Genomic DNA, 11,153 nt, shown 5'->3' on the forward strand with positions numbered 1-11,153 from the left:
GCGTTTCACCGGAAGATCGCCGGTCCCAGGACCGTCGCGCCGGTCGGCCCGAGGTCAGGCGGCGAACGCCCCCGCGTCGTGGACGGTGCGCCCGCGGACCACCGTGCGCAGCGTGGTCGGCAGCTCGGCGCCCGGGCTGAGGTCCGGCAGGCCCGGCGTGCCCGAGCGCGGGTCGGTGCTCCACGTCTGGATCCGGTCGTCGGGCGCCTGCACCACGAGGTCTCCGACCTTCCACACCGCGAAGGTGGCCGGCAGCCCGAGGTCGAGGTAGCCCCGGTCGTCGAACCCGGCCGCCCGCCAGCCGCCCCGGGTGTGCGCCAGGAAGGCCGACCGGGCGGAGACCCGCTGCTCGGGGGTGTGGTGGTTGACGCAGGCGCGCACCGCCTCCCAGGGCGCGAACGGCGTCACCGGCGAGTCGGACCCCAGGGCCAAGGTCATCCCCGCCGCCAGCATCGAGGCGAACGGGTTCATGCCGACGGCGCGCTCGCGGCCCAGCCGCGCGGCATACATGCCCTCTCCCCCGCCCCAGTGGGCGTCGAAGGCCGGCTGCACGCTGGCGGTGACGCCGAGCGCGACCAGCCGGGCGATGCCGTCGGCGTCGATCATCTCGAGGTGCTCGAGGCGGTGGCGGGCCCGTCGGACGACGTCGCCCCCCACCAGCTCGGCGGCGGCCTCGATGCCGGCGATGGCCGTGTCGACGCCGGCGTCACCGATGACGTGGAAGCCGGCCTGCAGCCCGGCCAGGGTGCACGCGGCGACGTGGTCGCGCACCTGCTCGACGGTGAGGTAGCCGTTGCCCCGGTGGTCCGGGACGTCGGCGTAGGGCTCGCGCAGGCACGCGGTGCGCGACCCGATCGAGCCGTCGATGTTGAGGTCGCCGGCGAGGCCGTGGGCGCCGAGCGCGGCGGCCACCTCGCGGGCCTCCTGCTCGGTGGAGACCAGCTGCGCCCAGTAGCCGAGCGTCTGAGGGCCGTCGCCCCGCTCCCCCGCCGCCAGCACGTCGGCGAAGTCGTCGGCGGACGACAGGATCCGTCCGCCGTTCTCGTGCACCAGCCCGATGCCGGCCGCGGCGGCCGCCCGCAGGGCCAGGTCGATGTCGGAGCGCCGCTGCGCGGGGCTGATCGCGGCGTTGAACGCCTCGCGCGCCACGTGGTGGGCCTCGCGTGACACCAGGCCGTCGCCCTGCCAGCCCGGCTGGTTCTGGGCACCGCTGGCGGCGGCGAGCGCGGAGGAGATGACGGCCGAGTGGCCGTCGACCCGCGGCATGTAGACGACGCCCCCGAAGGTGGCGCGGTCGAGCTCGGCCGCCGTGGCCGGCCGGCCCTCGGGCCAGTGACGCTCGTCCCAGTTGGGAGCGTAGACCGGGCGGCCCTGGTGGGCCCGCGCGGCGTCGGCCACCCGGGACAGGGCAACCGCCAGCGAGGGGGCCCCGGCGACGTCTACCCCGCGCAGCGCGGCGCCGGTCTGCGACAGGTGGGCGTGCGCGTCGACGAAGGCCGGGGTGACCAGCGCTCCGTCGAGCTCGACGACCTCGTCGACCGAGTCCTCGTGCACCCGAGCGGCGTCGTCACCCCCGATCCAGGCGATGGTGCCGCCGTCGACGACCATCGCGTTGGCGAAGGGGTCGATGGGGCTGTAGACGAATCCGCCGCGGTACAGGGTGGTCACCCGCTGCACCCTAGACGGTGCCGTCCAGGCCCTCGCTCTGGACGTCTCTCCACCACGCTACGCAGCCCGGATGAGCTGCGAGCGCCCATGAGTGTCCGAAAAGACGACTCGCTCGACAGGGGCCAACGGCGATACTGGCGAGGTGATCGGCGCGGAGTTCACGGGGGTTCTCCACGCTGCCCAACAGGGCAGGGTGAGTGCCTTCGAGCGCCTGTGGGCCGACGTCCACCCCGGTCTCATCCGGTACCTGCGGGTCGTGGCGGTCGCCGACGCCGACGACATCGCGTGCGAGAGCTGGGTCGACGTCGTGCGCCGGCTGCCCGCGTTCGACGGGGACGAGACCGCCTGGCGGGCGGAGGTGTTCACAGCCGCGCGGATGCACGCCGAGGACGAGAACCAGCGCCGGGTCTGGGACGCCATGGCCGAGGACGAGCAGGTCGCCGCGGTGCTCGCCGAACCGCTGCCGTTCGGCGACGAGCCGTTCGAGGGCGACGAGGTCGAGGGCGGGCCGGCGCAGGGACTGCGCCTGGCGCTCGAGGCCATCCGTGACCTGCCGCCCGAGCAGGGCGACGTGCTGATGTTGCGCCGGGTGGCCGAGCTGCCGGAGGCCGTCGTTGCCGACATCCTCGGCTCGGACCTTGCCACGGTGCACGCCCTGGAGCAGCAGGCCCTCGACCGCCTCGGCCTCGACGCCGAGCTCCTCGCCTGGGCCCTGGCCGCCGAGCCGCGCCCGGCCGAGCTCGCCGACGAGGACACCGTCGTGGGCTTCTTCCGGGCCATGGTGCCGGAGCAGCAGGCGACCGCCGGTGTGGCGGTCCTGACCAGGACACGGACGGGCGCCGGGACGGGGGCGCGCGCGGCCGCGGGCGCGGCCGGTGCCCGTGTCATCACCCTGCCACGGCCGACGTGGCGAGCCCGGGTCGGTGCGGTCGCAGCGGTCTCCGCCGGTGTGATCGGCCTCGGCGCCCTCAGCGCGGCCGCCTACCAGGGGGCGCTGCCGGACCCGGTGCAGAACGTCATGCACGTCGTCATCGGGGCACCGGAGCCGACTCCCGGGGCTGGGAGCGGCAAGGCGGTGGCGCCGCACCACAAGGCGAAGCCCAGCGGGCGAGCGACCGCCACAGCGGCGGGCGTCCCGGCACCGGCCAGCACCAGCCAGGCCGTGCCGACCCCGAGCCCCGCCGGCCTCGGCCTGTGCAGGGCCTGGGCTGCCCAGGTCGGGCGCCCGGGCGCTCAGGAGTCGTCCCCGGCGTTCCGCAGTCTGGCCGCGGCCGCCGGCGGACGCGACGCGGTGGCCCTCTACTGCGCTGTCAACGGTGTCCAGCTCCCGCCGCTTCCGCCGCCGCCGAGTGCCGCAGGCGGGCAACAGGCGAAAACGGCCACGCCTCCAGCGACGGCGCAGCCCACGGTCACCACCGCGGTGCCCTCGACCCACCAGCCCGAGAAGACCAAGACGCCGCCCGCGAGGCCGACGACCAAGACGCCGCCCGCGAGGCCGACGACCGCCACCGCCAACCCGAGCGCCACGACCACGACTCCGACCACGACGGCCGTGGTCCCGCCGACAGCGACCACCAACGGTGGGGGCGCCCCTGCCGGTGCGGGAGCGGGCGGAAACGGCAACGGCAGTGGCAAGGTGAACGGCGCCAAGGGCAGTGGCGCCGCCGCGGGTCAGGCCAAGAGCGACAAGGACTGACGCGCCTGGGCGGACGCGCGTCCGGCCAGGTACAGCTAGGCGGTGTGCTCCTCGAGGCGGCCCTCGAACAGCGCCCGCACGGCGGCGTTGCCGCGCAGGAGGTCCAGGGCGTAGTCGGCGTGGCCCGGCACGTAGCCGTTGCCCACCAGCATGCGCACGTCGGCGGCCAGGCCCTCGGCCCCCAGGGCCGCAGCGGCGAAGTTGGTGGCCATCGAGAAGAAGATCACCGTGCCGCCCTGGGCGGTCGACAGGATGGCGGGCTGCTCGCAGCCCGGCACGTCGACGCACACCACCGTGACGTCGGCGGTTCCCCCGGCCGCGACGACGGCCTCGGACAGGCCGAGGGGGCTGCGGGCGTCGGCCACGACCACGGCGTCGGCGAGCCCGGTGCCCCCGAGGAGCGCAGCCTCACGCTCGTTGGGGACGACCGCGATCCGCCGACCGGCCCCCGCCGCACCAGCGGCGGCGAGTGACAGCGATCCGGACTTCCCGGCCCCGCCGAGCACGCACACGGAGGGAGCCTGCGCGCCCGGACGCGCGGCATACTCCTCCACCACCCGGGCCACCAGGGCCGGTGCGCCACAGACGTCCATGACCATGAGCGCCAGCTCGGGTGACAGGTCCTCCGGCAGCACGGCGGCGATCGAGCGGCCGAAGAGGATGGCGTGGCCCTGGGCCGGCACCCGCTCGGAGCGGCCGTCCCAGCGCTCCAGCCCGTCGGTGATGACCAGCGGCGTCAGGGAGAGCGAGACGAGGGTGGCCACGTGGTCGCCGGGCTGGAGCCCAAGGGTGCTCTGCGGGCCGACCTCCTCGACGGTGCCGATGAGCATCCCGCCGGAGCCGGTCACCGGGTTCTGCATCTTGCCCCGCTCGGCGACGATGTCGAGGACCTCCTGGCGCAGCGCGTCGCCGTCGAGGACGCCGTCGGTGCCCGTGTGCTTCTCCGCGAGCTGGCGGTAGGAGGCGGCGTCGAGGTTGAGGGTCTCGATGCGCACGCGCACCTCGTCGGGCCAGATCTCAGGGCGGGCGTCGAGGCGGCGCGCGGCCTGGGGCAACGCCGCGCCGGCCGGGTCGAGGACACGGTGGAGACCGACGGGCGAGGACGGGGTGTTCGACACAGAATCTCCCTCAGATACGCGACAAGACAAGAAATGTTGCGGCCAGATGTGGGATTGGACGCCATCTCTTGCGTATCCTGCCACCCATGAGCACGCAGATCGAGCAGCCCTACGTCTACCGTCGCCGCGAGCTGGTGGAGCCCGACTGGACCCGCTTCCCCGGTTGGCGCGACGTCACCGCCGAGGACTGGGCCAGCGCGCAGTGGCAGCGGGCCCACTGCGTCAAGAACACCAAGCAGCTCCGCGAGCTCATGGGTGACCTGCTGACCGAGTCGTTCTACGCCGACCTCGACCGCGACCAGGCCGAGCGGGCCACGATGTCGATGCTCGTGCCGCCGCAGATGCTCAACACCATGGTCAGCGAGGTGACCTGGACCGACGGGCGCATGCCCGCCGCCGGCACCGAGTTCACCCGCGCCTTCTACGCCGACCCGGTGCGCCGCTACATGCTCCCGGTCTTCTCTGACCGGCGCACCGACTGGCCGTCGCACCCGCACTCCGCCCGCGACAGCCTCCACGAGCACGACATGTGGGTCGCCGAGGGCCTGACCCACCGTTACCCCACCAAGGTGCTGGCGGAGATGCTGCCGACCTGCCCGCAGTACTGCGGCCACTGCACCCGCATGGACCTCGTGGGCAACTCCACCCCCCAGGTGGCCAAGCTCAAGCTCGCCGGCAAGCCCGTGGACCGGTATGCCGCGATGCTCGCCTACCTGTCGAGCACGCCGAGCGTCCGCGACGTCGTCGTCTCCGGTGGCGACGTGGCCAACATGCCGTGGAAGAACCTCGAGGCCTTCCTCGACCGGCTCCTCGAGGTCGACAACATCCGGGACATCCGGCTCGCCACCAAGGCGCTGATGGGCCTGCCGCAGCACTGGACCCAGGACGACGTCGTCGAGGGTGTCGGCCGGGTGGCCCGCAAGGCCCGCGAGCGCGGCGTCTCGCTCGCGATCCACACCCACGTCAACTCCGCGCAGTCCGTCACCCCCTCGGTGGCCAGGGCAGCCAAGGCGATGCTCGAGGCCGGCGTGCGCGACGTGCGCAACCAGGGTGTGCTCATGCGCGGCGTCAACGACACCACCGAGCAGCTGCTCGACCTGTGCTTCGCCCTCCAGGACGACGCCATGGTGACGCCCTACTACTTCTACATGTGCGACATGATCCCGTTCAGCGAGCACTGGCGGCTCTCGCTCGCCGAGGCGCAGCACCTGCAGCACTCGATGATGGGTTACCTGCCGGGCTTCGCCACGCCGCGCATCGTCTGCGACGTGCCGTTCGTCGGGAAGCGCTGGGTCCACCAGGTCGAGTCCTACGACACCGAGCGCGGCATGTCCTTCTGGCGCAAGAACTACCGCACCTCCATCGAGGCCGCCGACACCGACGCCCTCTCGCGCGACTACGTCTACTACGACCCGATCTACACGCTCCCCGAGTCGGGCCAGCAGTGGTGGCGGGAGCAGGGCGACCAGGTCGAGGCACACGAGCTCGCAATGCAGCAGGCCCAGGCGAGCCGGGCCGCCGCGGAGCGTGACGCCGCGCTGGTCTGACCCTCTTGCGGACGAACGCGCCACTCCCCCTCGTGGGGTGTGGCGCGTTCGTCATGAGATGCCGGTATGCCGCGTGCGCTGGGTTCGCTAGGTTGCTCCCGTGACTGTCATCGCCCTCCCCCGCAAGCGCGTTCTCGCCGACGTCATCCCCGGCGGGCTCGCCCGTGACGCCCTCCTCGTCGCCAGCGGCGCCGCCTTCGTCGGCCTGCTGGCCCAGTTCAGCATCCCGCTGCCGGGCACGCCCGTGCCGCTGACCCTCGGCACCTTCGCGGTGCTGCTCACCGGTGCGGCTCTCGGCCCGGTGCGTGGCCTGCTGAGCATCGGCATCTACATGGCTGCCGGCATGGCCGGGGTCCCGTGGTTCGCCGGCCAGGCGAGCGGCTGGGGTTTCCCGTCCTTCGGCTACATCATCGGCTTCGTGCTCGCCGGGGCCCTGGTGGGCTGGCTGGCCTCGCGCGGCGGCGACCGCACCCCGGCGCGCACCGCAGGCACCATGGTGCTCGGCAACGTCGTCATCTACGCCCTCGGCCTGCCCTACCTGATGGCTGCCACCGGCATGGACCTCTCGGCCGGCCTCGCGGCTGGTGTGACGCCGTTCCTCATCGGTGACGGCATCAAGATCCTCCTCGCCGCCGGCCTGCTGCCCGGCGCCTGGAAGGTCGTCCAGCACGTCGAGTCCCGCTGAGCGCGCACCCCGCTCGGTGACCGGCGCTCCCGGCTGAGCACGCGGCATACCGGCTCATGGCCCGTCGCAAGGAGGCGTCCGCGGGGACGCCGGCCACCACCGCGCTGACGCGCGCGGGCGTCGACTTCGCCGTCCATCCCTACGAGCACGACCCCGCTGCACCCTCCTACGGGCTGGAGGCCGCCGAGGCCCTCGGCGTCCCGGCCGAGCAGGTCTTCAAGACCCTGCTCATCGAGGGTGAGCGGGGTCTTGCCGTCGGGGTCGTGCCGGTGAGCCGCACCCTCGACCTCAAGGCGGTGGCCGCCGCGCTGGGCGTCAAGAAGGTGGCCATGGCGCAGCCTGCGGCAGCCGAGCGGACCACGGGGTACGTCGTGGGAGGCATCTCGCCCGTGGGCCAGAAGAAGGCCCTGCCGACGGTCGTGGACGAATCGGCGCTGGGGTTCGAACGGGTCTATGTCAGCGGCGGCCGGCGCGGGCTCGACCTGTCGCTCTCCCCCACCGACCTGGTGCGCGTGACGGGCGCGACCTGCGCGTCGATCGCACGCTGACCGCTTCCCGGCGCCGGCCGTCCCCCTACTCCCAGGGGGTTGAGAGCACCACGGTGGTGCGGGTCGCGACGTTCGCGGTGGCCCGCACCCGTGCGAGGAGGTCCTCGAGGTCGTGCGGGGTGCGCACCCGGGCCTTGAGGATGTAGTTCTCGTCGCCCGCCACGGAGTGGCACGCCTCGAGCTCGGTGAGGTCGTGCAGCCGCTCCGGGATGTCATCCGGCGCGGCGGGGTCCAGCGGCGTGATCGAGATGAACGCGGTCAGGGGAAGGTCGAGCGCGGCGTGGTCGACGAGCGCGGCGTAGCCCTTGATGACACCGCGCTCCTCCAGTCGGCGCACACGCTGGTGCACGGCCGAGGTCGACATGCCCATGGCCTTGCCGAGGTCGGTGTAGCTCATCCGCCCGTCCTCGCGGAGGAGCTCGACGATGCGGCGGTCCTGGTCTTCCACGCCCACACCCTACTGAGGGGCGGGCTGCTGCGGTGGGACGTGCTGGCGGGCCCACCCCCGCTGGAGTGAGCCCGCCCGTCCGGTCGCGTGCCGGAGGCGCTGCATCAGCACGCTCAGCGCGTGGCGCTGTCGTAGTGGCCGTCGTGGTTGTTGCCGTCGTGGCGGCTGGCCCTCTTCGCCTGGTAGTAGAAGTTGGCGGTGGCGGTGTCGTACTTCTTCACCTTCACCCAGATGCTGCGGTCGCTCTTGAGCCAGGTGTTGTCCGGCCGGATGACCACGGAGACCTTCGCCCAGCCCTTGTTGACGCGGACGCTCTCGCAGTCGCTCTTGCCCGTGAGGGTGACCCAGTAGCCGGTGCCTCGGCTGTCGCGGACCAGGTAGCGGCCCTCGTAGCGGTTGTGGTCCTGGTTGTCGTGTCCGTACCGGTAACGGCTGTCGATCGTGCTGTTGGAGTCGCCGTAGCCTCCCGTGTGGTTGTCCCCCGTCATGTCGTTGCGGTCGTGCCCGGGGTACCGGTGGTCGTCCTTCACGGTCTGGCAGACCATCAGCCAGCCCTTGCCCCAGTCCCGGTGGTCACGGTGGTCGCTCTGGTGCGCGCTGGCCGACATCGCGCCTCCGACCAGAAGTCCCGCGCTGCTCACAGCGGCGAGCAGCGTCCGGTTCATTGCATGTCCCATGGTGGTGCCCTTTCTCGAGACAACACTCCCTGCAACCCCTGCACCACTTCAGGTTTGAGCTGGTCGATGCCCGGTGGATCGCCCTGGCGTCCTAGTCGTTGGTTGCTGGGCACCAAGGCGCCTGAGCCCCCGCAGCAGGCGCAAGCAGCGCGGGAGTCCTCCGCTGCGGGTTCGCGGCTACGGGCCCTGCACGAAGGCACCCCGGCACATCACATGAGCCCGTGCTGCCGGAGCGGGGCACCCCGGCGTGGACCAGTCGCCCATAGGGCCCAGGAATGGTGGGCAGCGTCATCGACCCCCTTCCTCTCTGCGGCATTCGGCTCAGGGCCGCGGCTAGGGTTGGGCCATGAACGACGCGCGGCCGCCGAAGCTCCTCCTGCTCGACTCCGCGAGCCTGTACTTCCGGGCCTTCTACGGCGTCCCCGACCAGCGCAAGGACCCGGCCGAGCCCCCGACCAACGCCGTGCGCGGGTTCCTCGACATGGTCGCCTCGCTGGTGACCAGCTTCCAGCCGACCCAGCTCGTCGCCTGCTGGGACAACGACTGGCGACCGAAGTTCCGGGTCGACGCCATCCCGACCTACAAGACGCACCGCCTCGCCGACGGCTCACTCGAGGAGGAGCAGGTGCCTGACGACCTGTCCCCCCAGGTGCCGGTCATCCGCGACGCTCTTGCCGCCCTCGGCATCGCCCGGGTCGGCGCCGACGGCTACGAGGCCGACGACGTCATCGGAACCCTCGTCCACCAGCACCGCGGTGGCATGCCCGTCGACGTCGTCACCGGCGACCGCGACCTGTTCCAGCTCGTCGACGATGCTCACGGCATCAGGGTCGTCTACACCGCCCGCGGCGGGGTCCGGGACCCCGACCTGGTCGACCAGGCGTTCCTGGCCGCGAAGTATGCCGTCCCGACCGGAAGTGCCTACGCCGACATGTCGGTGCTGCGCGGCGACACCAGCGACGGCCTGCCCGGTGTCGCCGGCATCGGGGAGAAGACCGCTGCCAAGCTCATCGAGCGCTACGGCGACCTGCCGACCCTGCTCACCGCCATCGCCGAGGGCGACCCCGCCCTCAAGGGCGCCCAGCGGACCCGGCTCGAGGCTGCCCTCTCCTACCTCGAGGTGGCGCCTGCCGTCGTGCGCGTCGCCCACGACGCGCCTGTTGCCGAGCACGACGGTGCCCTCCCGACGGCGGTCGCCGACGTGGACCTGCTCGGCCGGCTCGCCGACGACTACGGGCTCACCAACTCGTTCAAGCGCGTCCTGGCGGCGTTGGACATCATCTGAGCTGGGCTCTCCCTGATCGGCGTGACTCAACGGGGCATGCGGCTGAGCAGGGCGCGGGTGAGCGGCCGGGGGTGGGTGAGCGGCATCATGTGGCCGGCGCCGGCGATGACCTGGCGCCGGGCACTCGGGACGTGTGTGCGGACGACGTGGCAGATCGCGTGGTCGACGGCGGAGCTGCGCGATCCCTCGATGACGTGCGTCGGGGCGGCTATCGCGGTCAGGTCGTCCACCGCGACGCCGTCGAAGAGCACGTCCCACAGGTCACCGCGAGTCCGCTGCACCGCCAGGAACGCCTGCTGCCGTTCCCGTGGCCAGCGCGCGAAGCTGCCGGCTCCGTTGTAGAAGTCGATGAACTCCTCGAACGCCTCGTGCCACTGTCCGACCCGGACGTGGGCGCGCCACCGGTCACGCAGGCGGCAGATCTCGGCGTAGGCGTCGGTGTCCTGCGTCCGCAGCAGCCCGTAGGCCTCGGGCTCGATGACGGCCAGCGAGGTCACCAGGTGGGACGCGACTGCAGCTACGCGCAGGGCGGTGGCACCGCCCCACGAGAACCCGACGAGGCGAACCGGTTCTCCAACGTGGTCGGCGACCGCGTAGACCTGGTCGGCGTAGTGGTCGAGTCTGCGCGCTCCCGCACTGCCGGGACTGGAGCCGCCGCGGTAGGCATCGACGGCGACCAGGTGCCAGTCCTTCGGCCAGAGCTCCCAGACCTGTTTCCACTCCCCCGCCGACCCGACACCGCTGTGCAGGAACACCACGGGACGGCCCACACCGCGCTCGATGATCCGGACCGGGTGTCCCAGCGGTGTCGTCAGCGTCTGCGCTGACACCCTGAGGTCGTCGTGGGGTTCGGCGCTGCTCGGCCACATTGCTGTCTCCATCGTGGGTGTCTCTGACGGTAGACGATCGGGGCCGTTCGGCGGTTCACTGATGACCCGCTGAGCTTTCCGCTACGGGTGGCGCGCTACGGGTGGCGCGCTACGGGTGGCGCGCTACGGGTGTGCCGGTGCGCGGACGTTCCATCCGCACTCCGCTTCGCTCCGTGCTCCCGCCAGTCCCAGCCAGCCCGCGCACCGGCACACCCTTCGCGCGCTCCGCACCGCAGCACTCCCCTGCCGGTCAGGCGGTGAGCAGGTCCATCAGGTGACGTTCCAGGGCCGACTCGGGCCGCCGCGTCTTTGACCGGTGCTGGTCGAGGCCGGTCCAGTCGCTCGGGGAGCCGGGGACTGTGGTGAGGCCGTCGGGGTCGGGTGGGTCGTCGGGGAGCTGGGCCTCGGCGGTGACCAGGTCGGTCAGGGACATCCCGGGTGGGAGGCCGGGGTACCAGCCGCGGCGCAGCTGGTGCCCGGTTTCGGGGTCGGGGTGCTCGGGGTCGTGCAGGTCGTCGCGCAGGTCGTGCGGGCGGGGGTGGGTGGTGAAGGTGCGGCCGTCGGGGGCGGTCCAGACCACGGTGCCGTCGCCGGCCAGGGCGGGTCGCCACC

At 72.5% G+C, this 11,153-nt stretch carries 11 protein-coding genes; 5 read left to right on the top strand and 6 right to left on the bottom strand.

Going from position 1 to position 11,153, the window contains the following annotated elements; genetic code table 11:
• Positions 1-54: 54 nt before the first annotated feature.
• Positions 55-1,668: an amidohydrolase gene (locus tag BMW78_RS05980; RefSeq protein ID WP_342707707.1), complete on the bottom strand. Its 1,614-nt coding sequence runs from the start codon at positions 1,666-1,668 to the stop codon at positions 55-57.
• Positions 1,669-1,861: 193 nt separating this feature from the next.
• Between BMW78_RS05980 and BMW78_RS05985 the strand changes: the two genes are divergently transcribed.
• A complete protein-coding gene (locus BMW78_RS05985; RefSeq protein WP_143056158.1) occupies positions 1,862-3,364 on the top strand; it encodes a hypothetical protein in 1,503 nt (500 codons plus the stop codon).
• A gap of 35 nt (positions 3,365-3,399) precedes the next feature.
• Here the strand turns inward: BMW78_RS05985 and kdd are convergent, their stop codons facing one another.
• The gene (gene kdd / locus BMW78_RS05990) at positions 3,400-4,482 is read right to left on the bottom strand and encodes an L-erythro-3,5-diaminohexanoate dehydrogenase (protein ID WP_091757334.1); all 1,083 of its coding nucleotides are present in this window, start codon (positions 4,480-4,482) and stop codon (positions 3,400-3,402) included.
• An 86-nt stretch (positions 4,483-4,568) separates the two neighbouring features.
• Here kdd and BMW78_RS05995 point away from each other — a divergent pair, with 86 nt between their 5' ends.
• The 3 genes from BMW78_RS05995 to ybaK all read left to right on the top strand — a co-directional run bounded on the left by BMW78_RS05995 (position 4,569) and on the right by ybaK (position 7,262).
• On the top strand, positions 4,569-6,029 hold the full coding sequence (locus BMW78_RS05995) for a KamA family radical SAM protein (protein ID WP_091757336.1): 1,461 nt from the start codon (positions 4,569-4,571) through the stop codon (positions 6,027-6,029).
• Positions 6,030-6,129: 100 nt separating this feature from the next.
• A complete protein-coding gene (locus BMW78_RS06000; RefSeq protein ID WP_091757337.1) occupies positions 6,130-6,714 on the top strand; it encodes a biotin transporter BioY in 585 nt (194 codons plus the stop codon).
• A gap of 56 nt (positions 6,715-6,770) precedes the next feature.
• Positions 6,771-7,262: a Cys-tRNA(Pro) deacylase gene (ybaK, locus tag BMW78_RS06005; protein ID WP_091757339.1), complete on the top strand. Its 492-nt coding sequence runs from the start codon at positions 6,771-6,773 to the stop codon at positions 7,260-7,262.
• A gap of 25 nt (positions 7,263-7,287) precedes the next feature.
• On the opposite strand, the gene BMW78_RS06010 is transcribed toward ybaK, so the two are convergent.
• On the bottom strand, positions 7,288-7,710 hold the full coding sequence (locus BMW78_RS06010; protein WP_091757341.1) for an Lrp/AsnC family transcriptional regulator: 423 nt from the start codon (positions 7,708-7,710) through the stop codon (positions 7,288-7,290).
• 113 nt (positions 7,711-7,823) lie between these two features.
• Positions 7,824-8,375: a hypothetical protein gene (locus BMW78_RS06015; protein WP_091757343.1), complete on the bottom strand. Its 552-nt coding sequence runs from the start codon at positions 8,373-8,375 to the stop codon at positions 7,824-7,826.
• A gap of 358 nt (positions 8,376-8,733) precedes the next feature.
• Here BMW78_RS06015 and BMW78_RS06020 point away from each other — a divergent pair, with 358 nt between their 5' ends.
• Positions 8,734-9,672 (top strand): 5'-3' exonuclease, encoded by a 939-nt coding sequence (locus BMW78_RS06020; protein WP_091757345.1) that lies wholly within the window; start codon positions 8,734-8,736, stop codon positions 9,670-9,672.
• A 26-nt stretch (positions 9,673-9,698) separates the two neighbouring features.
• Here the strand turns inward: BMW78_RS06020 and BMW78_RS06025 are convergent, their stop codons facing one another.
• Both BMW78_RS06025 and BMW78_RS20705 read right to left on the bottom strand, forming a co-directional pair.
• Entirely contained in the window at positions 9,699-10,553 is an 855-nt protein-coding gene (locus tag BMW78_RS06025) for an alpha/beta fold hydrolase (RefSeq protein WP_091757347.1), read from the bottom strand.
• 238 nt (positions 10,554-10,791) lie between these two features.
• On the bottom strand, positions 10,792-11,153 hold a 362-nt coding region (locus BMW78_RS20705; RefSeq protein WP_218144242.1), incomplete at its 5' end, for a hypothetical protein.

This window comes from Pedococcus cremeus (genome assembly GCF_900111375.1).
Taxonomy (GTDB): domain Bacteria; phylum Actinomycetota; class Actinomycetes; order Actinomycetales; family Dermatophilaceae; genus Pedococcus_A; species Pedococcus_A cremeus.